The organism is Actinophytocola sp., from assembly GCF_036555685.1.
GTDB lineage: Bacteria > Actinomycetota > Actinomycetes > Mycobacteriales > Pseudonocardiaceae > Actinophytocola.
Genome location: NZ_DATBKY010000315.1, coordinates 1 through 21,433 on the forward strand (window position 1 = coordinate 1; position 21,433 = coordinate 21,433).

General features: G+C 73.8%; 24 protein-coding genes. 18 read left to right on the top strand and 6 right to left on the bottom strand.

The features are described from left to right. The 8 genes from VH969_RS33400 to VH969_RS33435 form a co-directional block, all read left to right on the top strand. The coding region (locus VH969_RS33400; RefSeq protein WP_331981957.1) for a S8 family peptidase at positions 1-782 on the top strand (782 nt) is incomplete at its 5' end. A 25-nt stretch (positions 783-807) separates the two neighbouring features. Then, positions 808-3,363: a CHAT domain-containing protein gene (locus VH969_RS33405; protein WP_331981960.1), complete on the top strand. Its 2,556-nt coding sequence runs from the start codon at positions 808-810 to the stop codon at positions 3,361-3,363. A gap of 81 nt (positions 3,364-3,444) precedes the next feature. Next, the gene (locus VH969_RS33410; protein WP_331981963.1) at positions 3,445-4,047 is read left to right on the top strand and encodes a DUF4178 domain-containing protein; all 603 of its coding nucleotides are present in this window, start codon (positions 3,445-3,447) and stop codon (positions 4,045-4,047) included. After that, the gene (locus tag VH969_RS33415) at positions 4,044-4,535 is read left to right on the top strand and encodes a DUF2617 family protein (protein WP_331981966.1); all 492 of its coding nucleotides are present in this window, start codon (positions 4,044-4,046) and stop codon (positions 4,533-4,535) included. Before VH969_RS33410 ends, VH969_RS33415 begins: the two co-directional genes overlap by 4 nt. Then, positions 4,532-4,954: a DUF4247 domain-containing protein gene (locus VH969_RS33420; RefSeq protein ID WP_331981969.1), complete on the top strand. Its 423-nt coding sequence runs from the start codon at positions 4,532-4,534 to the stop codon at positions 4,952-4,954. The genes VH969_RS33415 and VH969_RS33420 overlap by 4 nt, the downstream gene beginning before the upstream one ends. Further along, on the top strand, positions 4,951-5,895 hold the full coding sequence (locus VH969_RS33425) for a hypothetical protein (RefSeq protein WP_331981972.1): 945 nt from the start codon (positions 4,951-4,953) through the stop codon (positions 5,893-5,895). The genes VH969_RS33420 and VH969_RS33425 overlap by 4 nt, the downstream gene beginning before the upstream one ends. Before the next feature lie 13 nt (positions 5,896-5,908). After that, on the top strand, positions 5,909-6,334 hold the full coding sequence (locus VH969_RS33430; RefSeq protein ID WP_331981974.1) for a DUF350 domain-containing protein: 426 nt from the start codon (positions 5,909-5,911) through the stop codon (positions 6,332-6,334). A gap of 27 nt (positions 6,335-6,361) precedes the next feature. After that, positions 6,362-7,936, top strand: a complete 1,575-nt coding sequence (locus VH969_RS33435; protein ID WP_331981978.1) for a polyamine aminopropyltransferase — start codon at positions 6,362-6,364, stop codon at positions 7,934-7,936. On the opposite strand, the gene VH969_RS33440 is transcribed toward VH969_RS33435, so the two are convergent. Beyond that, complete coding sequence (locus tag VH969_RS33440) at positions 7,933-8,961, bottom strand: S-adenosylmethionine:tRNA ribosyltransferase-isomerase (protein WP_331981981.1); 1,029 nt, start codon at positions 8,959-8,961, stop codon at positions 7,933-7,935. The two genes, VH969_RS33435 and VH969_RS33440, sit on opposite strands and share 4 nt — an antisense overlap. After that, positions 8,958-9,641, bottom strand: a complete 684-nt coding sequence (locus VH969_RS33445) for an SDR family oxidoreductase (protein ID WP_331981984.1) — start codon at positions 9,639-9,641, stop codon at positions 8,958-8,960. Before VH969_RS33445 ends, VH969_RS33440 begins: the two co-directional genes overlap by 4 nt. A gap of 141 nt (positions 9,642-9,782) precedes the next feature. Between VH969_RS33445 and VH969_RS33450 the strand changes: the two genes are divergently transcribed. Genes VH969_RS33450 through VH969_RS34680 form a run of 3 tightly spaced genes read left to right on the top strand, consistent with a single transcriptional unit; the run spans position 9,783 to position 11,705 of the window. After that, positions 9,783-10,919: a GAF domain-containing sensor histidine kinase gene (locus tag VH969_RS33450; protein ID WP_331981987.1), complete on the top strand. Its 1,137-nt coding sequence runs from the start codon at positions 9,783-9,785 to the stop codon at positions 10,917-10,919. Beyond that, positions 10,912-11,544 carry a response regulator gene (locus tag VH969_RS33455; RefSeq protein ID WP_331981990.1) on the top strand — a complete coding sequence of 211 codons (633 nt, stop codon included), beginning with the start codon at positions 10,912-10,914 and terminating at the stop codon, positions 11,542-11,544. Before VH969_RS33450 ends, VH969_RS33455 begins: the two co-directional genes overlap by 8 nt. A gap of 38 nt (positions 11,545-11,582) precedes the next feature. After that, positions 11,583-11,705: a hypothetical protein gene (locus tag VH969_RS34680; RefSeq protein ID WP_331981993.1), complete on the top strand. Its 123-nt coding sequence runs from the start codon at positions 11,583-11,585 to the stop codon at positions 11,703-11,705. A 34-nt stretch (positions 11,706-11,739) separates the two neighbouring features. Here the strand turns inward: VH969_RS34680 and VH969_RS33465 are convergent, their stop codons facing one another. The 3 genes from VH969_RS33465 to VH969_RS33475 form a co-directional block, all read right to left on the bottom strand. Next, positions 11,740-12,054 (bottom strand): hypothetical protein, encoded by a 315-nt coding sequence (locus VH969_RS33465; RefSeq protein ID WP_331981996.1) that lies wholly within the window; start codon positions 12,052-12,054, stop codon positions 11,740-11,742. Positions 12,055-12,157: 103 nt separating this feature from the next. Continuing rightward, positions 12,158-12,439, bottom strand: coding sequence for a ClpX C4-type zinc finger protein (locus tag VH969_RS33470; RefSeq protein ID WP_331981999.1), 282 nt, complete (start codon positions 12,437-12,439; stop codon positions 12,158-12,160). 9 nt (positions 12,440-12,448) lie between these two features. Beyond that, positions 12,449-13,369 (bottom strand): serine/threonine dehydratase, encoded by a 921-nt coding sequence (locus tag VH969_RS33475; RefSeq protein WP_331982002.1) that lies wholly within the window; start codon positions 13,367-13,369, stop codon positions 12,449-12,451. 177 nt (positions 13,370-13,546) lie between these two features. Here VH969_RS33475 and VH969_RS33480 point away from each other — a divergent pair, with 177 nt between their 5' ends. The 3 genes from VH969_RS33480 to VH969_RS33490 are packed head-to-tail and all read left to right on the top strand — an operon-like array spanning position 13,547 to position 15,986. Beyond that, complete coding sequence (locus VH969_RS33480) at positions 13,547-14,584, top strand: methionine synthase (RefSeq protein ID WP_331982005.1); 1,038 nt, start codon at positions 13,547-13,549, stop codon at positions 14,582-14,584. A gap of 31 nt (positions 14,585-14,615) precedes the next feature. Continuing rightward, positions 14,616-15,698 carry a WD40/YVTN/BNR-like repeat-containing protein gene (locus VH969_RS33485; RefSeq protein WP_331982008.1) on the top strand — a complete coding sequence of 361 codons (1,083 nt, stop codon included), beginning with the start codon at positions 14,616-14,618 and terminating at the stop codon, positions 15,696-15,698. 3 nt (positions 15,699-15,701) lie between these two features. Further along, the gene (locus tag VH969_RS33490; protein WP_331982011.1) at positions 15,702-15,986 is read left to right on the top strand and encodes a ubiquitin-like small modifier protein 1; all 285 of its coding nucleotides are present in this window, start codon (positions 15,702-15,704) and stop codon (positions 15,984-15,986) included. Positions 15,987-16,025: 39 nt separating this feature from the next. Here VH969_RS33490 and VH969_RS33495 read toward each other — a convergent pair whose 3' ends face one another. Continuing rightward, a complete protein-coding gene (locus VH969_RS33495) occupies positions 16,026-17,438 on the bottom strand; it encodes an MFS transporter (RefSeq protein WP_331982014.1) in 1,413 nt (470 codons plus the stop codon). A gap of 124 nt (positions 17,439-17,562) precedes the next feature. Between VH969_RS33495 and VH969_RS33500 the strand changes: the two genes are divergently transcribed. From VH969_RS33500 to VH969_RS33515, 4 genes are read left to right on the top strand one after another with little or no spacing between them, the layout of a single operon-like run. Then, positions 17,563-18,114 (top strand): TetR/AcrR family transcriptional regulator, encoded by a 552-nt coding sequence (locus tag VH969_RS33500; RefSeq protein WP_331982017.1) that lies wholly within the window; start codon positions 17,563-17,565, stop codon positions 18,112-18,114. Continuing rightward, the gene (locus VH969_RS33505; RefSeq protein WP_414638661.1) at positions 18,111-18,752 is read left to right on the top strand and encodes a hypothetical protein; all 642 of its coding nucleotides are present in this window, start codon (positions 18,111-18,113) and stop codon (positions 18,750-18,752) included. The genes VH969_RS33500 and VH969_RS33505 overlap by 4 nt, the downstream gene beginning before the upstream one ends. A gap of 52 nt (positions 18,753-18,804) precedes the next feature. Then, positions 18,805-20,910, top strand: coding sequence for an NAD-dependent DNA ligase LigA (gene ligA, locus VH969_RS33510; RefSeq protein ID WP_331982194.1), 2,106 nt, complete (start codon positions 18,805-18,807; stop codon positions 20,908-20,910). Further along, a complete protein-coding gene (locus tag VH969_RS33515) occupies positions 20,903-21,400 on the top strand; it encodes a GNAT family N-acetyltransferase (protein WP_331982020.1) in 498 nt (165 codons plus the stop codon). The genes ligA and VH969_RS33515 overlap by 8 nt, the downstream gene beginning before the upstream one ends. The last annotated feature ends 33 nt before the right edge of the window (positions 21,401-21,433 follow it).

Genomic DNA, 21,433 nt, shown 5'->3' on the forward strand with positions numbered 1-21,433 from the left:
GGCTGACCGACTCGCACTTCGGGCACGGCACGTTCGTGACCGGGCTGATCCACCAGATGTGCCCGGACGCGCGGGTGCTGTCGCTGCGCGTGCTGGAGAGCGACGGGCTCTCGACGGAGGGCTCGGTGCTGTTCGCGCTCGACTGGCTGCGCCGCCGGGTCGAGGGCGCGCTCGCGAACAACACCCCGGAGGAGCTGGTCGACGTCGTGTCGATGTCGCTCGGCTTCTACCCGGAGACCGCCTCGCCTGCCGACGTCGTGCAGGTCGAGGCCGCCGTGCGGCGGCTCACCGACCTCGGCGTGCTCGTCGTCGCGGCGGCCGGCAACGACGCCACCACCCGGCCGTTCCTGCCCGCCGCGTTCGGCGCGGACGCCGGTGGTGCGAGCGGCAACCAGATGGTGGCCGCGGTCGGCGCGCTCAACGCGTCCGGCCACACGACCGCGGCGTTCAGCAACGACGGCCCGTGGGTGTGGCGCTGGGCGCCGGGCAACGCGCTGGTCAGTACGGTGCCGATGTGGCAGGGTGCGGCCAACCCGGGCATGGGCAAGCTCGACGGCGGGGGAGTGGGTCCGCGCATGCGCACCTCCCCGGACCCCGACGACCTGCGCACCGGCTTCGCGGTGTGGGCCGGCACGTCCTTCGCCACCCCGGTCGTGGCGGGCATGCTCGCCGAGTCGATGGCCCGCGACCCGGAGACCGGCAAGGACTACGGCATCGAGCGGGCCCGCAACGCGATGACGCTGACGGACATGAGACTCAAGGAACGCGGATGGCGGTACTAGGAGTGGCGTCCTGACTTCCGGCCTCGTGCGCGCACACGACCTGCACGCCCGCGCGCGTGCGGCCGTCGGTGCGTACCGGTTCGGGCACGGCCGGATGTTGCTGCGGGACGCGCAGCGGCTGCTCGACCGGTCCGGTGTGCCGGACGAGCGCGTGACGGCGCTGCGCGTCCGGGTCCTCGTCAGCCTCGCCTACGTCGCGGCCGAGACCGACTCGCTCACGGCCGGGCTCGACGGGCTCGACGACGCGGAGCGGCACGCGCGGCGGCTGCCCGACGGCGTCGAGCGGTCCGAACTGGACGGTCTGGTGCTGGCCCACCGCGGGCTGCTGCTGCTGCGCGCCGGCCGCGTGCCCGAGGGCCTCGAGGTGCTCGACGACGCGATTCCGCGGCTCGAGCGCGGCATGCGCGGCGGCACCGGGGACGCGTCCGTGCTCGCGGGCGCGTACCTCAACCGCGGCACGTCGTACATCTTCCTGGCCCAGGTCGCGGGCGCGGCCGCGGACTTCGCCCGCTGCATCGAGGTCTGCGACGACCACGGCCTGGTGCTGCTCGCCGCCAAGGCCCGGCACAACCTCGGCTACGTCGCCTACATGACGGGCGACCTGCCCACGGCGCTGCGCCACTACGACGAGACCGAGCGCAGCTACCGCGAGCACAGCACGGGAATGCTGCCCACGCTCCAGCTCGACCGCGCGCGGGCGCTGCTCGCGGCCGGCCTCGCCGCCGACGCCGCACGCCAGCTCGACGACGCGATCCCGATGCTCCGCGAGCAGCGGGCCGGCCAGGACCTCGCGGAGGCCGAGCTCGCCCGCGCCGCCGCCGCGCTGCTGGACGGGGCCACGAACGACGCGAAGCGGCGCGCCCGCGCGGCCGAGCGCAGCTTCACCCGCCGCGGCAACGCGCGGTGGGCGGCGGTGTCCGCGCTCGTGGCGATGCGCGCGGACGCGACCGTGTCGATCGAGTCGGGCCGGGTGCCGCCGCGGCTGCCGGTGCGCGCGGTCAAGCTCGCGGAGTCGTTGCGTGCCTTGCTGCTCGAGGACGAGACCGGGCTCGCGCTGATGCTCGCCGTGCGCCTGGAGGTGCGCCGCAGCGACCCGGCGTCCGCGGAGATCCTGCTCGACCAGCTGCCGCCGCAGCGCGCGACGACACCCCTGGACCACCGGATGCTGCTGCGGCTGTGCCGCGCCGAGCTCGCGGTGGCCCGCGGCGACCGGCGGCGCGCGCTGGCCGAGGCGCGCCGCGGCCTCGTCGAGCTCGGCCGGGCCCGCGACCGGATGGGCGGCCTGGAGCTCGTGTGCGGCACGGCCGTCCACGGCCAGCAGCTCGGCGAGCTCGCCGTGCGGCTGGTGCTGAACGGGCCCCGGCGCTCCGCGCGGCAGCTGTTCGGCTGGCTCGAACGGACCCGCGCGCAGGTGTACCGGTACGAGCCGATGCCGGCGATCGACGACCCGGTGCTCGCGGAGAAGGTCAGCGTGTTGCGGTCGCTGCGCCGGGCCGTGCAGCTGGAGCGGGTCGCCGGCCGGCCGGCGCGGCGGCAGGAGCGGCAGGCGGCGGCCCTGGAACGCGAGGTGCTGCGGCAGGGCTGGTACACGACGCCGTGGGGCCGGCCGCGTCCGGTCGCCTCGCTCGCCGACGTCTCGGCACAGCTCGGGGAGCGGGCGCTGGTCTCGTTCGCGGTGTCGGGCGACGAGCTGTTGGCGGTCGTCGTCGCGGGCGGGCGGACCCGGCTCGCGCGGCTCGCGTCGGCGGCCGAGACCGCGGAGTGGGCGCACCGGCTGTACGCGGACCTCGACGCGCTCGCCCCGGACGGGCTCGCACCCGCGGTCGCCGCGGTGGTCACCGGGTCGGCACGGCGCAGCGCCGACGTCCTCGACACCCGGCTGATCACGCCGCTCGAGCGGTTCGCCGGCCGCCGCGAGCTGGTGATCGTGCCGACCGGGGCGCTGTACGCGGTGCCGTGGGGCAGCCTGCCGTCGCTGCGCGGCCGGCCGGTCGTGGTCGCCCCGTCGGCCACGGCCTGGCTGTCCGCGGAGCGGTCGGGCACGGACGGCGGCCGGGTGCTGTTGGCCCGCGGCCCGCGGCTGACCGAGGCGATCGCCGAGGAGTCCGCGCTGCGCTCGACGTACCCGGACGCGATCTACCTGGCGAGCCCGGGCAGCACGGTCGCGGCCGTGCTGTCGGCTTTGGACGGTGCGGCGATCGCGCACCTGGCCGCGCACGGCGAGCACGAGCCGACCAACGCGATGTTCTCCCGCCTGGAGCTCGCGGACGGCCCGCTGTTCGCGCACGAGCTCGCCCGCCTGCGCCGCCCGCCCCGGCACGTCGTGCTGGCCGCGTGCGAGCTGGCGATGAACCACATCCGCCCGGGCGACGAGGCACTCGGCTTCGCGGGCGGGCTGCTGGCGGGCGGCGTGCGCACGGTGGTGGCCGCGGCGAGCCGGGTGGGCGACATGGCGGCGGCGTCGGCGATGGTCGAGTACCACCACCGCATCTCCGCCGGCGACCGGCCGGCGGTCGCGCTCGCCGCCGCGGTGGCCGCCGACCCGTTCCGCCGCCCGTTCATCTGCCTCGGCGCCAGCTGAGGTAGCCGATCACGTACGCCCGACGCCCGAGGAATGGCTATGCTCGCCCGCATCACCCCGTCCGACTAGGAGGAACCACCCGTGGTCGTGCTCGTCATCGTGCTGATCGTGCTCGTCGTGGCGCTGATCGCCGTGCTGGTGCTGCGCGGGCGGTCCAACACGAAGCCTGCGCAGCAGGCGCCCGCCAAGCCGGAGGACCCGCTGCGCGAACACGAGGGCGTCACCGACGTCCGCACCGTGCGCGCCGGCGACATGGTCGACTACGGCGACCAGCTGTACTTCGTGCGCGGGTCCCTGCGGCTCACCGAAGGCGGCTACAGCTGGTCCGAGCACTTCCTCGACGACACCCGCGGCGACCGCCTCTGGCTGTCGGTCGAGGAGGACCCGGACCTCGAGGTGTACTTCTGGCGCGAGACCGACCTCGTCGCCGAGCCGAGCGGCAAGACGATGGAGGTCGGCGGCGTCACGTACACGAAGGACGAGGACGGCACCGCGCGCTACACCTCCGAGGGCACCACGACGGTCGCGGAGAAGGGCAGCGTCGAGTACGTCGACTACGAGGGCCCGGCCGGCAAGGCGCTCAGCTTCGAGCGGTTCGACGGTGGCAAGTGGGAGGCCGGGCTCGGCGAGTCCGTCCCGCTGCCGGCGCTGCGCGTGTACCCGGCGGGCAGCGACCGGACGTGAGAGCCCGCATCGACACGGGGTTCGTCGACCTGCGAGCCGCCGATCTCAGCCTCGCCTTCGGTCTGCCCCGGCTGCCCGCGCTCGGCACGCACGTCGTCGTGCTGCACGGGCAGCAGGTCGAGCTGCGGCTGCTGGGCAAGTCACACCAGGTCGTGGTCGGCACGTGGTCGGAGACCGTGGCCTGCCTGCCGAACCGTGAGGACTCGCTGCCCGGCCGCGACGAGCAGGTGGTCGACGGGCTGCGCGTGCAGTTCGCCTCACAGACCCTGCGGCTGGCGGAGATCGCGCTGGCCGATCGGGTCGCCGGCATCGTCGGCGACTGCGCGACCGACGAGTCGGCGCTCGTGGGCCAGTTCCCCGGCTCGCCGCTCGCGGTCACGGCGATGCGGGCGTGGGAGGAGAAGGACGGCACGGCATGGCGGACCTGGCACGCCTACCCGCAGGCCGGTGAGCTGGTGGAGACGCGGACCGTGGTGAGGAAGGCATGAGGCGGATCAGCCCGAAGCTGCTCATCGCCGGCGGGCTCGGCGTCGTCGGCCTGCTCGTGCTCGTGTTCGCGTTCGTGGGCAACCACAGCGTGCGCGGCTACCTCGACGACAACTACAAGCGCGTGTCGTCGAACGGCAGCTCCATCGTGTACACATCGGACCAGAAGCCGAAGGACGTCTACGCGGACATCCGCTCGGCGGTGGACCCTGCGGACGTCCAGACCGACCCGGAGGGCTACTTCCTGCGCTACTCCGACGACATCGTCGGGATCACGGCGGCCGGCGCCGGTTCGCGGATCTACCTCGACGACGAGCGGCACGGGTACGCGCACTGGTTCCCGTTCGTGGCCGGCGTGTGGGGGACCGGCGGCGGACTGGGCGAGGGTGTGCGCGGCGGTGGGCCGGGGGCCGGCAAATGAGTCGTCTGCTCGTCATCCCGGCCTGCGCGCTCGCGTTGCTGGCCGCGCCGGGTGCCGCGGCCGCCGACGTCATCTTCGACCAGGCCGACGCGGACGAGCTCGCCGCGACGCTCGCCGACGCGTACGAGGCCCAGGGCGTCTGCTACGGCTGGTCGGTCGCCGTGGACAACGAGGGCGTGCCGCAGACCAGCGTCGGCTCGAACTTCGGCGCCGGGCAGTCGCTGCAGGACGCGGGTGCCGGGTGTGCCAAGACCGTCGAGTTCACCGCGAGCATCGTGTGGACGCCGGAGTCGTCGGAGTCGGAGGACTCGGCGTCGTACGGGGTGTCCAGCTCGCCGGGCGGCCCGACCGTCGACGACCTGGACGACCTGGAGATCATCAGCGAGGGCGGCCTGGAAGGCGACGACGTCGACGTGGACGTCTACAAGGCGGTGGCCGCGCTGCCGTTGCTGGCCGCCGACACCGGTCTCGCGAAGCCGATGGAGGCCTCGCCCGCGCCGGAGGCGGACTCGGCGAACGAGCAGCCGACGAACTCGCCGGGCGGGGACTTCTGGCGCCAGTCCGGCATGCAGATCCTGTGGGGCGCGCTCATCCTGGCGGCGGCGGTGGTGTTCGGCTGGTACGTCGTCAGGTCCTCGCGACGTCCGCCGCGGCCGATCGGCCCGGCCGCGGAGCAGATCCCGGACCGACCCAGCGAGCCGTTCCACCAGCCGCCGGCCCCGCGACCGCCACCGGGCCCGCCGGCGCGGGCCTGGTCGCCGCCCGCGCGGCGGCCGGAGCCCCGGCAGGACCAGGAGCCCGCGCCGGAGCCCGCGCCGGAGCCCGCGCCGGAGTCCGCCCCGGAGTCCGCGCCGGAGCCGCGTGCGCGGCCGCGGCCGGAGTCCACCGTGAAGCCCGAACCAGGTCCCGAGCCCGATTCCCGGACCAGGCCAGACGAATAGGAGCCACCCACCCATGCTGTCCGATGTCTTCACCGAAGTCGGCATCGCCGCCACGTACGGCCTGGTCGGGCTCGTGCTGATGGCGGTCGGCTTCGCGCTGGTCGACGTGCTCACCCCGGGCAACCTGCGCGAGCAGGTCTGGGTGCAGCGCAACCGCAACGCGGCCGTCCTGCTCGCGAGCAACCTCCTCGGCGTCGGCATCATCGTCGCCACCGCGATCGCCGCCAGCGAGAACGACTGGGCCGTCGGCATCGTTTCCACGCTGGCCTACGGGATCCTCGGTCTCGTCCTCATGGGACTGTCCTTCGTGGTCATCGACGCGGTCACCCCGGGCAGGCTCGGCGCGCTCATGGTCTCCGAGGAGCCGCACCCGGCCGTGTACGTCAACGGCGCCTCGCACATCGCGGTCGCGGCGATCGTGGCCGTCGCGATCGTCTGAGCGATCGTCCGAGCGATCGTCCGAGACATGACCGCGGTCGAGACCCGAGCACGACCACAGGCCCGGCGCACCCGGGCGCTGCGGGCCGGGCTGCTGTTCGCCACGTTCGCCTGTGCCGCGTGCGGGCTGGTCTACGAGCTCGCGCTGGTCGCGCAGGGCTCGTACCTGCTCGGCGACTCCATCACGCAGGCGTCGGTCGTGCTGGCGACGATGGTGTTCGCGATGGGCATCGGCTCGCTCGCCGCGAAACCCCTGCAGCGCCGGGCGCTGGCGGGCTTCGCGGCGATCGAGGCCGCGCTCGCCCTCACCGGTGGGCTGTCGGTGCTGGGCCTGCACGCGGCGTTCACCTGGCTCGACCTGTACTGGCCCGCGCTGGTCGCGATCGCGCTCGTCGTCGGCGCGCTGATCGGCGCGGAGATCCCGCTGCTGATGACGCTGCTGCAGCGGATCCGGCGCCAGGACGCCGGCTCGGCCACCGCGGACCTGTTCGCCGCGGACTACGTGGGCGCGCTCGTCGGCGGCCTCGCCTTCCCGTTCCTCCTGCTGCCGCTGCTCGGCCAGACCAGGGGCGCGTTGCTCGTCGGCATGGTCAACGCGGTGGCCGGCGCGTTCGTGGTGCTGCTGCTGTTCGCCCGCACGGTGTCGCGGCGCCGGCGGGCCGCGGTCGCCGCGGGCACGCTCGCGGTGCTGGCCGTGCTGGGCGTGGCGTTCGCCGGCAGCGACGCGTTCCTGCGGTACTCGCGCAGCGTGCTGTACGAGGACCCGGTCGTGTACTCGGAGACGTCCGGCTACCAGGACATCGTGCTGACGCAGTCTTCGCCGATCGCCGACGGGCCCACCGACACGCGGCTGTTCCTCAACGGCGACCTGCAGTTCTCCTCGATCGACGAGTACCGCTACCACGAGTCGCTGGTGCACCCGCTGCTCGCCGGCCCGCGCGGCCGGGTGCTCGTGCTGGGTGGCGGCGACGGGCTCGCGATGCGCGAGGTGCTCAAGTACCCGGACGTCCGCGAGGCCGTCGAGGTGGAGCTCGACCCGGCCGTGCTGCGCCTGGCCGAGCAGGACCCGCGGCTCACCACGCTGAACCGCCGCTCGCTCGAGGACCCGCGGGTGAAGGTCGTCGTCGCGGACGCGTTCGCGTGGCTGCGCGACACGTCCGACCGGTTCGACGCCGTGATCATCGACATGCCCGACCCGGACGCGACGGCCACCGCGAAGCTGTACTCGCAGGAGTTCTACCTGCTGGCGCGGCGCGCGCTCGCCCCGGGCGGGCGGCTGGTCGTGCAGGCCGGGTCGCCGTACTTCGCGCCCCGCACGTACGACTGCATCCTGAACACGATGCGCGCGGCCGGCCTGGGCGTCACCCCGTACCACGTGAACGTCCCCACCTTCGGCGACTGGGGTTTCGCGCTCGCCCAGGACGGCCCACCGCCGCGGCTGCGCCTCGACCCGCCCTCGCCGCTCCGGTTCCTGAACCGGCCGACTTTGGACGCGGCCGAGGCCTTCCCGGCCGACCGCCACCCCACGGGCACCGAGCCTCCGTCCACACTGGACGACCCACGGGTGCTGCGCCTCACCACCGAGGAGTGGCAGGCGTACTAGGGCAGGATCAGGTTCACGTCGCCGAACTCGTGCCACAGGTAGTCCGCGTTGACGGCCTCCGCGTAGGTGCGGTCCAGCAGGTCCCGGCCCGCGATCGCGGCCAGCATGTCCAGGTGCGACGCCCGCGGCTCGTGGAAGCCGGTCAGCAGGCCGTCCACCACGCGCACCCCACGCGCCGGCGTCACGATCAGGTCCGTCCAGCCCGACGCCGCCGACACGACCCCGGACGGCGACGCCGCCGACTCGATCGCCCGCACGGCCGTCGTGCCGATCGCGAGCACCCGGCGGCCCTCCGCGCGCGCCGCGTTGACCTGCCGCGCGCTCGCCGCCGGCACCGCGAACCGCTCCGGGTACGGCCGCTCGTGCGCCTCCGGCGAGGCCACCCCCGTGTGCAGCAGGACCGGTGCGAACTGCACGCCCGCCGACACCAGCTCCGTGACCAGCCGGTCGGTGAACGGCCGCGACGCGCTCGGCATCTCCGCGCTGCCCGGCGTCGTGCCGAACACCGTCTGGTAGTACGACAGCGGCCACCGCGCGGCCACGTAGGAGTACCGGATCGGCGCGCCGAAGGCCGACAGGTACGCGGGGACCCCCCGGCCCAGCGTGTCCACATCGGACTCCCACAGCCGGCCGGCCGAGAACGACCGGCGCAACGTCACCGAACCCCCGCCCAGCAACGCGTACCGCTCGCCGGCCGAACCCGCCGGGTACGGCTCCGTCGCCCGCCCGGCCACCCGCCGCAGCTCGACCAGCCAGCGCCCGGAGGGCAGCTCCGTCGAGAAGTGCACGGCGAGCCCGGCTCCGGCCACCGACACCGCCGCCGGCATCGTCGCCGACGTGTTGACCACCAGCAGGTCACCGGCCCGCAGCAGCACCGGCAGGTCGGTGAACCGGTGATGCGAGATCCGCCCGGGCTCGCTCACCAGCAGGCGCACCCCGTCCCGCGCGACCCCCCGCGCTTCCGGGGGTTCGTGCGCCTCGAGCTCGGTGGGCAGGATGAAGTCCATCGCGACCGGCGAGCTCATGCCGATGCCGTGATCTCGGCGAGCCGGATCCGGCCCGACGGCGGGCGCGTCGTGACCAGCCGCGTGAACGCCGGCACCACGGTCTCCGGCAGCGGCCGGTCGCTGATGTCCTCGTCCGGGAACGCCTCCTGGTGCATACGCGTCCGCAGGTCGCCCGGGTCGACCCACCACACCCGCACGGCCGGTTCCTCCGCGGCGAGCACGTTCGACGCCTGCTCGACGGCCGCCTTCGCGGAGCCGTAGCCGCCCCAGCCCTCGTAGCCCTCGACCGCGGCGTCCGACGTGACGTTCACGATCGCGCCGCCCCGTTCCCGCAGGCCCGGCAGCGCGAGCTGGACGAGACCGAGCGGCGCGACGACGTTGACCTCGTACACCGACCGCAGCACGTCGAGCGGGTACTCGCCCAGCCGCGGCTGCGGGCTCGGGCCGAGGATGCCGGCGTTGTTCACCAGCAGGTCCGCGCCGCCGAGCTCGTCCGCGGCGGCGACCAGCGCCGTCCGGTGGCCCGCGTCGGTCACGTCGCCGGGCACCGCGCGCGCGTCGCCGATCCACGCGACCGCGGCCTCGAGCGCCGCCGCGTCGCGGGCGTCGACGACCAGCCGCCAGCCGGCTTCGGCGAGTCCGGTGGCGAGCGCGAGGCCCAGCCCGCGGGACGCCCCGGTGATGATCGCGACAGGCATCGCGTGTCTCCTTTCGATCACCGCCGACGCTAGGAGCGCGGCGACGGCCGGGCATCGGGCCCGGGACCGGACGGTCCTCGGTCGATGGACCTAGGTCCTCGGCCCGATCCGCGAACCCGCGGGTCTGGGTACCGTGGCGACGTGACCGGCTTCGATCGGGACGAGCTGCGCGAGGTGAGTGCGGCGGTGCTCGCGGTGACCGCGCACCTGTCCGTGCGCGACGTGCTGCGCACGATCCTGACCTCGGCCCGCCGGCTCGTCGGCGCCCGCTACGCCGCGCTGGGCATCCCGGACGGCGACGGCGGGTTCGGCGAGTTCATCGCCGACGGCGTCACCGACGAGCAGTGGGCGGCGATCGGCCCGCTGCCGCGCACCCACGGCGTGCTCGCGGTGATGCTCCGCGACCCGAACCCGGTGCGGCTCGCCAACATCCGCGACCACCCGCGGTTCGGCTGGTGGCCCGCCGCGCACCCGGAGCTGACCGACTTCCTCGGCATGCCGATCGTGGACGGCGACGAGTTCGTCGGCGAGTTGTTCCTGGCCAACAGCTGCAATCCGGGCGGGTTCACCGCCGCGGACGAGGAGCTGATGCGCCTGCTGGCCGCGCACGCGGCGATCGCGATCGTCAACGCGCGGCTCTACGAGCGCGGGCGCGAGCTGTCCATCGTGGAGGAACGCAACCGGATCGCGCGCGAGCTGCACGACGCGGTGACGCAGAAGCTGTTCAGCCTCCGGCTCACCGCCGACGCCGCGTCCGCGCTGCTCGAGCGCGACCCCGCCCGCGCCGCCGCGGAGCTCGCCAACGTGCGCAAGCTCGCGGCCGAGGCGACCGACGAGCTGCGCGCGATCGTCGTCGAGGCGCGCCCGGCCGACCTGGGCGGCGACGGGCTGGACATCGCGCTGCGCAAGCAGGCGGAACTACTCGACCGGGTGCACGAACCCACGATCCGGTACACCAGCTGCCACTGCGTGCCGACGCTGACCGAGGCGCGTCAGCAGGCCGTGTACCGGATCGCGCAGGAGGCCTTGCACAACGCGCTGCGCCACGCCGGGGCGTCGCGCATCGACGTGAAGATGGTGACGGACAAGGGAACCGTGGTGCTCGAGGTGCGCGACGACGGCGCCGGCTTCGAGCCGCGGTCGGCCGAGGGTGCCGGCCGCCGGCTCGGCCTCACGTCGATGCGCGAGCGGGCGAGGTCGGCGGGCGGCCGGCTCGACGTCGCCTCCGGGCCGGGTCGGGGGACGACCGTGCGGTTGGCGGTGCCGACCGGTGGCTGACCGGATCCGCGTGCTAGTCGTCGACGACCATCCCGTGGTGCGCCAGGGGTTGCGCACGTTCCTCGACGTGCAGGACGACCTCGAGGTGGTCGGCGAGTCCGCCGACGGCACGTCCTGTGTGGACGACGCGGAGCGGCTCGGTCCGGACGTGATCCTGCTCGACCTGCGCATGCCCGGCGCGGACGGGGTGAGCGCGCTGCACGGGCTGCGCGAGGCCGGGAACCCGGCGAAGGTCCTGGTGATCACGAGCTTCACCGAGCCGTCCGCGGTGCTGCCGGCCGTGCGCGCGGGCGCGAGCGGCTACGTCTACAAGGACATCGACCCGCCCGCGCTCGCGGCCGCGATCCGTTCGGTGCACGCCGGCCACGTGCTCCTGCATCCCGACGTCGCCCGGCTGCTGGCCGCGGGCGAGGCGCGCCCGGGTGGCGCCGAGCTGACCGCGCGCGAGCGGGACGTCCTGCTGGAGGTCGCCCGCGGCCGGTCGAACCGGGAGATCGCCCGCGCGCTGTCGCTGTCGGAGAAGACGGTGAAGACGCACGTCAGCGCGATCTTGGGGAAGCTTGGCGTGCAGGACCGGACGCAGGCGGCGCTGCACGCGGTCCGGTCGGGGCTGGTGCGGCCCTAGCCGGTTCGCGCCGCGGCACGCCGGCGAGCACGCCCGCGATGATCAGCACGGCGGCGAGGAGCTTCAGCGCGTTCAGCCGCTCGTCGAGCAGCAGCGCGGACGCGGCCATGCCGGGCACCGGGACCAGCGCCGAGAACGGGACCACGGTCGACGCCGGGTAGGTGCGGATGAGGTGCGTGCGTAGTGGGCCTTGCGTCAGCGTTCGACGGCGAGGGCGAAGCGGGCGAAGTCGGCCCAGCGATTCGCGTGGGTGGGTGGCACGCTGACCCAGTCCTTCATGGGCCGGTCCTTGCCGGAGGGATCGAAGAGGTGCGAGCCGTCGAGCCCGAGCGCCTCCGCGTGGGCCGCACTGTCGCGCCCCAGCCGGAAGGCGACCTCGCCGTCCAGCAGGCAGGCGAAGGCCTTGCCGTTGTGGTCGGTGAGCGCCGGCTTGCCGAACATGGCGCTCACCGACACCCGGTCCGCGCCGAGGTGGTCCTGGAGCTGCGACAGCGGTTCCTGATCAACCATGGGACGAAAGCCTGCCACGTCCCATGGACAAGCCCGCGGCAGACGCGTTCGGCGGACTCCCGTTGCGCACGCGGCGGCGGTCCACTCCGACCGGACGCAGACCTCAGTCCGTCCGCCCGGCCACCGCGTCACTCGCCAGCCGGACACATCCGTCGCAGATACGGACGTCCGGTCCCGCGATCAGCCGCCGCACCTCGCGCGCCGGCCGCGAGCAGAACGAGCACCGCAGCTCGACCGTCGGCGTCCCGCGTGACGGTGCCACCGAGTCGGCCTCCTCGAGCGCCGACCGCGCGAAGGTCACGCAGCTGTCACAGATGTACACCCCGGGCCCGGCCACCAGCGCTGACACCGCATCCCGAGGCTCGCCGCAGAAAGTGCACGTCATGCGACGACCTTAGACCGGCTGCCAATCCGTGTTCGCCCCGCAGACGACGAGGCACGCCAGCTCCCCGGGCACCGAGCCCGCGAGCCACGCGGCGAACGGGACCGCCCCCGCCGGCTCCACGGCCAGCCGGAACTCCTCCCACAGCCGGTCCCGAGCCGCGATGATCTCCGCGTCCGGCACCAGCACCGACCGCACCGACCGCAGCAGCTCGAACGGCAGGTCGCCCACGCGGGTGGCGCCGAGCGCCGACGAGGCGATCGACTGGACCGCCGAGTCGACCGGCCGCCCGGCCGCGAGCGCGTCGTGCAGGGCCTGGCACCCGGCGGGCTCCACCGCGACCACGGGCCGCCCCGCCGCACCCAGCACCGTGCCCGCCGCGAGCCCCCCGCCACCCACCGCGACCACGAGCGAGTCCACGTCGGGGCACTGCGCGACGACCTCCGCCGCGCACGTGCCCTGCCCGGCGATCACCAGGGGGTCGTTGTACGCCGGCACGTACCGCGAGCCAGGTGCGTCCGCGAACGCCATCGCGGCCGCCGCGGCCTCGGCGTAGGTCGACCCGTGGCGGATCAGCGACGCGCCCGTCGCCTCGATGCGGCGGGCTTTCGCGGGCGGGACCGACTCCGGCACGTACACCGTCGCCGGCAGGTCGAGCAGCGCGCTCGCCGCCGCCACGGCCAGCCCGTGGTTGCCACCCGACGCCGTGACCACGCGCGCCGGCCGCGGCCCGCCGAGCAGCGCGTTCAGCGCACCACGCAGCTTGAACGCGCCCGTCAGCTGCAGCTGTTCCAGCTTCAGCACCAGCGGGCGGCCGTCGACGACCGCGCGCATGACCGGCGTGCGCCGCGCGTAGGGCGCGATGCGCGCGGCGGCGCGGTCGACGTCGGCACGGGTCGGCAGGGTGGTGGACAGGCCGGTGGACGGGGTCATGCCCACCATCCTGCCAACATCTCGGGCTGGCCGGCTCAGGGCACGGCGGTGGGCGCGGCGACCGCCGGGGTGGCGGTGGTGTCCGAAACCGGCAGTGTGCAGGGAGTTACCACCGCGGGTGGTTCAGACCACAGGGCCAACAGGTCTAGACCTCTTTCGATGGCGCACACTTGACCCGTGTCCAGCGCACCCTGGCCGCCCGGCGCGGCGACAGCCATCGGCTCCATGCCCGGTACGGACCCGCTCGAGGCGGCCACGGTCGTCGTCGGCGAGCTGCCCGACCTGCCGCACCTGCCTGAGCTGCCCGGCCGCGGCCTCGGCACCGACCTCATCGGCCGCGCCGCCGCGCTGCTCGTCGACATCTCGGTCGAGGTCGTGCCGACGGCCTACCGGATCACCGCGCGGCCCGGCGCCGACCACCGCCGCGCGGTCGACCAGCTCCGCCGCGACCTCGACGCCCTCGAGGAGGCCGTTGAGAAGGCGGGTGTCCGGCCGGGCCTGATGAAGGTGCAGGTGGCCGGCCCGTGGACGCTGACTTCGGAGGTCGAGCTGCCGCGCGGCCACCGGGTGCTGACCGACCCGGGCGCGCTGCGCGACGTCACCGAGTCGCTTGCCGAGGGGCTGCGCGGGCACGTGGCCGAGGTGCGCAAGAGGACGGGCGCGGAGGTCGTGGTGCAGCTCGACGAGCCCTCGCTGCCGGCGGTCCTCGCGGGCGTGCTGCCGACGCCGTCGAAGCTCGGCACCGTGCCCGCGGTCGCCGAGCCGGACGCGCGCGACACGCTCGCCGCGCTCGTCACCGCCGCGCGCGAGGCCACCGGCCGGCCGGTGATCGTCCACTGCTGCGCACCGCGCCCGCCCGTGGCGCTCATCCGCGGGGCCGGCGCCGACGCGATCGCCCTGGACGCGACGCTGCTGGACGGCACCCCGGCGGTGCTCGCCGACCAGCTCGGCGAGGCCTTCGACGACGGCTGCGTGCTGTTCCTCGGGCTCGTCCCGTCGGTCGGCCCTTCGGCGCCCCCGACGCTCGAGCGGCTGGCCCGGCCGGCCCTCGACCTCGTCGACCGCCTCGGCTTCCCGCGCTCGCTGCTCGCCGAACGCGCGGTGCCGACCCCGACGTGCGGCTTGTCCGGTGCGAGCATCGAGTGGGCGCGCCGCGCGCTGTCGCTGGTCCGCGATCTCGGCAAGGGGTTCGTGGAGCCGCCGGAATCCTGGTGACTGTCGGGGGGCGCGAGTAGCGTCCCGGGCCATGACCACAGTGCTCGCCATCGGTACGAAGAAGGGCCTGTTCCTCGCGCGGAGCGACGAGGGCCGGGCCACCTGGTCGGTCACGGGTCCGCACCACGCGATGAACGACGTGTACGCGGTCGCGTTCGACACCAGGCGCGGGGAGCCGCGGCTGCTCGCCGGGATCACCAGCGAGCACTACGGCCCCAGCGTGGCGTTCAGCGACGACCTCGGGGCGACGTGGCAGGAGCCGGACCACGCGCCGATCGCGTTCCCCGCCGGCACCGGGGCCGCGCTCGCCCGCGTGTGGCAGTTCGCGCCGGGGCCGGCGAGCACGCCCGAGGTCGTGTACGCGGGCGTCGAGCCGTCGGCGGTCTTCCGGTCCGTGGACGGCGGCGAGACCTACGAGCTGGTGCGCGGCCTGTGGGACCACCCGCACCGGCCGGACTGGGGAGCGGGGTTCGGCGGGCAGGCGGTGCACACGATCCTGCCGCACCCGGCCGACGAGGCGCGGATGACGGTCGCGATGTCGACCGGCGGCGTGTACGTCACCGCGGACGGTGGCGACAGCTGGCGGGCCCGCAACGTCGGGATCCAGGCCTACCGCAACCCCGACCCGTACCCGGAGTTCGGGCAGTGCGTGCACAAGGTCGCGCAGCATCCGGACCGGCCGGACCGGTTCTTCCTGCAGAACCACCACGGCGTGTACCGCAGCGACGACGCGGCCGAGAGCTGGCAGTCCATCGCGGACGGTCTGCCGGCCGACTTCGGCTTCCCGATGGTGGCCCACCCGCACCGGCCGGACGTGATCTACAACTTCCCGCTGCAGGCCGACGTGATGCGCTTCGCACCGGGCGGCCGGTGCGCGGTGTACCGCAGCGAGGACGCCGGCAAGTCGTGGGACGCGCTGACGGACGGCCTGCCGGACGACTTCTGGAGCGGCGTGCTGCGCGACGCGATGTGCGCGGACGACGACGACCCGGCGGGCGTGTACTTCGGCACGCGGTCGGGCTCGGTGTACGCGAGCCGCGACGAGGGCGAGCACTGGCAGCTGGTCGGCGAGCAGCTGCCGGACGTCCTGTGCGTGCGGGCCGTGGTGGTGTAGCCGGTGGAGGTCACCGTGCGGCTGCCGAGCGCCCTGCGCTCCCGCGCCGAGGACTGCTCCACAGTGGACGTGCGGGTTCCGGAGACCGCCACGCTGGCCGACCTGCTCGACGCGCTGGCCGACCGGTACCCGGCCCTGGAGCGACGCCTGCGCGACGAGCAACGCCGCCTGCGCCGCTACGTGAACTTCTTCGTGGACGGCGAGGAATGCCGTCGGCTCGGCGGCGCCGCGACCCCCCTGCGCGGCGCCGCCGAAGTCCAGATCATCCCGTCCGTGGCCGGTGGCTGACCGACGGCCGGCGAACACGCCGCACCGCTGAGGTGATCGTCACCGGGCGGTGCTTCGTGAGGGGAGGCGGCGCAAGGACGCGGCCACCGCGACCGTGAGCGCGAGGATCACCGCCGCCACGGCGAACGCCGCCGTCATCCCGTCCACCAAGGCGTCGGTCGGCGACCCACCGGCAGCGGCCGTCGACCGGGACGCCGACCCCGCGACGGTCACGAGTACCGCCAGCCCCAGCGTCGAGCCGACCTGCTGCATCGTCTGCAGCACGCCGCCCGCCGCGCCCGCGTCGGCCGGCCGGACCGTCGACATGATCACCACGTTCTGCGGCGAGAACGCCAGCCCGCCGCCCACGCCCAGCACGATCATCGGGCCGAGGAGCCCTGGCACGTAGCCGGTCGACGGCGTCAGGAGCGTCAGCCACACGATGCCGAGCGCCATCAGCACGGTCCCCGCGATCGCGAACGGCTTGGGCCCGTGGGCCGGCAGCCACCGCGGGATCAGCCGGGACACGGTGAACAGCGCGGCCGCCAGCGGCAGGAACGCGAACCCGGTGACCAGCGAGCCGTACCCGCTCACCTCCTGCAGGAACTGCGTCAGGAAGAAGAACGCCGACATCATCGCCATCGGGCCGAGGAAGAAGTTGACGTAGCCGGCCGCGCGGTTGCGGTCCGCGAACAGGCGCAGCGGCATCAACGGCTCGCGCGTGCGCACCTCGACGAGGACGAACACGACCAGCAGGGCCACGCCCAGCGCGAGCGCGAGCAGCGCACGCGTGTCCGACCACCCCGCCGAGGCCGCGCGGATGAACCCGTACACCAGCGATGCCACGCCGGCCGTCGCCGTCAGCGCGCCGGGCAGGTCGAGGCGGGCCGGGTGCCGCGCGGGCTCGCGGATGAACCGCGGCGCGAGCGCGAGGATCGCGACGCCGAACGGGAGGTTGATGAAGAGCACCGCCCGCCACGAGAGCGACTCGGTGAGCAGCCCGCCGACGATCAGGCCGATCGCGAACCCGGCGCTGGCGACGCCCGAGAACACCGACAGCGCCTTCACCCGGTCGCGCGCCTCGGTGAACGTGCTGGTGATCAGCGCGAGCGTGTTCGGCCCGGCGGCGGCCGCGCCCAGGCCCTGCAGGACCCGGGCGAGGACGAGCCAGCCCGCGCTGTCCGCGAGCGCGCCGAACAGCGAGGCCGCGGTGAACAGGGCGACGCCGCCGAGGAAGAGCTTGCGGCGGCCGAACAGGTCGCCGGCCCGGCCGCCCAGCAGCAGCAGCCCGCCGAAGACGAGCGTGTAGGCGTTGAGCACCCACGCCAGCCCCGTGGTGGAGAACCCCAGGTCGGCGCGGATGCGGGGGAGCGCCACGTTCATGACGGTGGCGTCCAGCATGAGCATCAGCTGACAGGTGACGATGATCGCGAGGGCGAGCCCGGGTCGCGCGGCCTGGGCAGGCCGAACCAACGTGTGTTGAGACAACGAAGACCCCTAAGCGGAGACATCCTCCATTTGACTGGGCTAGCATATGGAGACCATCTCCGGAAGCGCAACACTATTCGGAGAATCTCTCCGTTTAAAGGGGTGCGGGGTGCGGGCCGACGCGCGGCGCAACTACGAGCGGATCCTGGCCACGGCCCGGGAAGCGTTCCGTGACCAGGGTGTCGACGTGCCGCTGGACGACATCGCCAAGCGCGCGGCGGTCGGTCCCGGCACGCTGTACCGGCACTTCCCGAGCCGGGACGCCCTGGTCGAGGCGGTCTACCGCGAGGAGATCACCAAGCTCGCCGACGTCGCCTACCGGCTGCGCGACGAGCTGCCGCCGGGCGAGGGACTGTTCGCCTGGATGCGCGAGCAGGTCCACTGGATCGCGGAGAGCTACGGCCTCGCCTCCGCGCTGAGGTCGGCCATCGACGACGACTCCGAGACGTTCGCCTTCTGCAAGAAGCAGATGCGGGACGCGGCCAGCTCGGTGCTCGAACCCGCGCGGGCGGCCGGCGTCGTGCGCACGGACCTGGAGCCGAGCGACCTGCTGCGGCTCGGCCACGGCGTCGGTGCGGCCGCCCGGTACACGGACGCGGACGGCGTCGAGCGGCTGCTGACCGTGGTGATCGACGGAATGCGGGCGGGGACGGCCTCGTGAGGTGGTTCCGCCGCCGCCCGCCGCGGCCCACCGGGCGGCGAACCGACCCGCGCGTGCTCGCCGAGCGCTTCTGGTGCCGCTGGCAGGAGATGCTGCCGGAGATCGCCGCGGCGCTGGGTGACCGCGAGCCGAACCGGGTGGAGAACCAGCTCTGCGAGCTCGTCGCCGGCCTGCACCCGGAGCTGCACTTCTCGCTCGAGCGTGGCCACCGCGCGATCTACGCCTTCGTCGTCACCGGCCAGGAGGACCCGCGGCTGCGCCCGTACACCGACGCGTGGCGCGCGGCCGCCCCGCCGGAGGACGCGATCTGGGAGTACCACGACTCGGTCCCGCCGGTGCCCGACCCGACGCAGGTCACCGTGAACCTCGGCGAGCACCGCATCCGGCTCGCCGACGTCCGGGTCGTCGCGCAGGTCGACGAGGCGGACGGCGTGGTCGACGTCGCCGTGCATCACCCGGCGCTGGCGGAGCTGGAGCCGGCGGCCCGCGCCGCGATGACCTACCTGCCGCTGGACGCGGCGCTGGGGGAGCGCCTCGCGGCGGAGCGGCTGCGTCGCGTGGAGACGGCGGAGGCGGAGCCGGCCGACACGATCGGGTTGCTCGAACTGCGCACGCTCGTTCGCGGGCTGGCGGGCTGAAACTGTCGGTGCGGCGCACTAGTCTGCGACCGTGACCAGTGCAGACGACGGTATGGCAGTGCAAGCCGAAGGTGTGGAGGACGTGCCGGCGGAGGTCCGGGATCGGCACCGGGTGCTCGCCGAGGAGATCACCGGGCACCGCTTCCGCTACTTCGTGCTCGACTCGCCGACGATCTCCGACGGCGAGTTCGACGCGCTGTGGCACGAGCTGCTCGACATCGAGGAGCGCCATCCCGGGCTGGTCACGCCCGACTCGCCGACCCAGCAGGTCGGCGGCACGTTCTCCACGGAGTTCAAGGCTGTCGACCACCTCGAGCGGATGCTCAGCCTGGACAACACGTTCGACCCCGACGAGCTCGGCGCCTGGGTCGACCGGGTGGAGAAGGAGCTCGGCCCGACGACGTACCTGGCGGAGCTCAAGATCGACGGGCTCGCGATCAACCTGCTGTACGAGAACGGCAAGCTCGTCCGCGGCCTGACCCGGGGCGACGGCCGTACCGGCGAGGACGTCACGCTGAACGTCCGCACGCTCGACGACGTGCCGATCAAGCTGACGGGCACCAAGGAGTTCCCGGTGCCGAAGCTCGTCGAGGTGCGCGGCGAGGTCTACTTCCGGCTCGAGGACTTCGAGGAGCTCAACGCGAGGCTCGTCGAGGCCGGCAAGCCCGCGTTCGCGAACCCGCGCAACACCGCGGCGGGTTCGCTGCGGCAGAAGGACCCGAAGGTCACCGCGAGCCGCAAGCTGCGGCTGATCTGCCACGGGCTGGGCAAGCGCGACGGCTTCGAGCCGGCGCGGCAGTCGGAGGCGTACCGGGCACTCGCGGCGTGGGGGCTGCCGGTGTCCGAGCACACCAAGGTGATCGAGTCGCGCGACGCCCTGTTCGAGCACATCGACTACTGGGGTGCGCACCGCCACGACGTCGAGCACGAGATCGACGGCATCGTGATCAAGGTCGACGAGGTGGCCAAGCAGCGCAGGCTGGGCACCACGTCGCGGGCCCCGCGCTGGGCGATCGCGTACAAGTACGCGCCGGAGGAGGCCACCACCACGCTGCTCGACATCCAGGTCAACGTGGGGCGCACGGGCCGGGTCACGCCGTTCGCGGTGATGGAGCCGGTGAAGGTGGCGGGCTCGACGGTCGCGATGGCGACGCTGCACAACGCGAGCGAGGTCAAGCGCAAGGGCGTGCTGATCGGCGACCGGGTGGTCATCCGCAAGGCCGGCGACGTCATCCCTGAGGTCCTCGGCCCGGTGGCGGACGCCCGCGACGGCTCGGAGCGCGAGTTCGCCATGCCGACCGTCTGCCCGTCGTGCGGCACGAAGCTGGCGCACGAGAAGGAGGGCGACGCCGACATCCGGTGCCCCAACGCGCGCGACTGCCCGGGGCAGCGCAAGGAGCGGTTGAGCTACATCGCGGGCCGCTCGGCGCTCGACATCGAGGTGCTGGGCTACGAGGCCGCGGCAGCCCTGATCGACTCCGGCGTGCTGCACGACGAGGGTGACCTGTTCGACCTCGACGAGGCGCGGTTGCTGGAGGTGGAGCTCTTCCGCACCAAGGCGGGCTCGCTGTCGGCGAACGGGCAGAAGCTGCTCGCCAACCTGGAGACGGTCAAGACGCGTCCACTGTGGAAGGTCCTGGTCGCCCTGTCGATCCGCCACGTCGGTCCCACGGCCGCGCGTGCCCTGGCGCAGGAGTTCGGCTCGATCCCGAAGATCATGGACGCCTCGGACGAGGAGCTGGCGGCCGCCGAGGGCGTCGGCCCGACGATCGTCACGGCGATCCGCGAGTGGTTCGCGACGGACTGGCGGCGCGAGATCGTCGGGAAGTGGGAGCGCGCCGGCGTGCGCATGGTGGAGGAGCGCGACGCCTCGATCCCGCGCAACCTGGACGGTCTGTCCATTGTGGTCACCGGCAGCCTGCGGACGTACTCCCGGGACGAGGCCAAGGAGGCGATCCTGGCGCGCGGCGGCAAGGCGGCGGGCTCGGTGTCGAAGAAGACGGCGTTCGTGGTCGTCGGTGACTCCCCGGGTTCGAAGCACGACAAGGCCGTGCAGCTGAAGGTGCCCGTCCTGGACGAGGACGGCTTCCGGGTGCTGCTCGAGCAGGGCCCGGAGGCGGCGACGGAACGGGCGACGATCGGCGCGGACGATGAGTGAGATCACGATCCGCCTGGCGCGCCCGGAGGAGTACGAGGTGGCGGGCCGCCTGACGGTCGAGGCCTACCGGGCGAGCGGCTACCCGGAGGCGGACAGCCCGTACGCCGTGAAGCTCGCCGACGGCGCGACGCGGGCCCGCGAGGCGGAGCTGTGGGTCGCGGTGGACGGCGCGGACACGGTCCTGGGCACGGTGACCATGGCGCCGCCCACGTCGCCGTGGGCCGAGGTCGCGGGAAAGGCCGACCTGGAGTTCCGCATGCTGGCGGTCGGCGAGGCGGCACGGGGCAGGGGCGTGGGCGAGGCCCTGACCAGGGCGGTCGTCGATCGCGCGGCGGAGCTGGGCCTGACCGGGGTGGTGCTGAGCAGCTCCACGGAGATGACCACGGCACACAGAATCTATGAACGCCTCGGCTTCCACCGGACCCCGGACAAGGACTGGCAACCGACACCCCGGACGAGCCTGCTCACCTACCGATTAGACCTGCGGTAGAGACAACGAATCCCGAATTCCACGGCCCACGCG

What these genes read in the sequence shown, in the direction of transcription:
- VH969_RS33425 (WP_331981972.1), top strand. Translation starts at nt 4,951, where the DNA reads ATGAGTCGTCTGCTCGTCATCCCGGCCTGCGCGCTCGCGTTGCTGGCC.
- VH969_RS33465 (WP_331981996.1), bottom strand. Translation starts at nt 12,054, where the DNA reads ATGGTTGATCAGGAACCGCTGTCGCAGCTCCAGGACCACCTCGGCGCG.
- VH969_RS33435 (WP_331981978.1), top strand. Translation starts at nt 6,362, where the DNA reads ATGACCGCGGTCGAGACCCGAGCACGACCACAGGCCCGGCGCACCCGG.
- VH969_RS33430 (WP_331981974.1), top strand. Translation starts at nt 5,909, where the DNA reads ATGCTGTCCGATGTCTTCACCGAAGTCGGCATCGCCGCCACGTACGGC.
- VH969_RS34680 (WP_331981993.1), top strand. Translation starts at nt 11,583, where the DNA reads ATGATCAGCACGGCGGCGAGGAGCTTCAGCGCGTTCAGCCGCTCGTCG.
- VH969_RS33470 (WP_331981999.1), bottom strand. Translation starts at nt 12,439, where the DNA reads ATGACGTGCACTTTCTGCGGCGAGCCTCGGGATGCGGTGTCAGCGCTG.
- VH969_RS33420 (WP_331981969.1), top strand. Translation starts at nt 4,532, where the DNA reads ATGAGGCGGATCAGCCCGAAGCTGCTCATCGCCGGCGGGCTCGGCGTC.
- VH969_RS33475 (WP_331982002.1), bottom strand. Translation starts at nt 13,369, where the DNA reads ATGACCCCGTCCACCGGCCTGTCCACCACCCTGCCGACCCGTGCCGAC.
- VH969_RS33515 (WP_331982020.1), top strand. Translation starts at nt 20,903, where the DNA reads ATGAGTGAGATCACGATCCGCCTGGCGCGCCCGGAGGAGTACGAGGTG.
- VH969_RS33440 (WP_331981981.1), bottom strand. Translation starts at nt 8,961, where the DNA reads ATGAGCTCGCCGGTCGCGATGGACTTCATCCTGCCCACCGAGCTCGAG.
- VH969_RS33445 (WP_331981984.1), bottom strand. Translation starts at nt 9,641, where the DNA reads ATGCCTGTCGCGATCATCACCGGGGCGTCCCGCGGGCTGGGCCTCGCG.
- VH969_RS33485 (WP_331982008.1), top strand. Translation starts at nt 14,616, where the DNA reads ATGACCACAGTGCTCGCCATCGGTACGAAGAAGGGCCTGTTCCTCGCG.
- ligA (WP_331982194.1), top strand. Translation starts at nt 18,805, where the DNA reads ATGGCAGTGCAAGCCGAAGGTGTGGAGGACGTGCCGGCGGAGGTCCGG.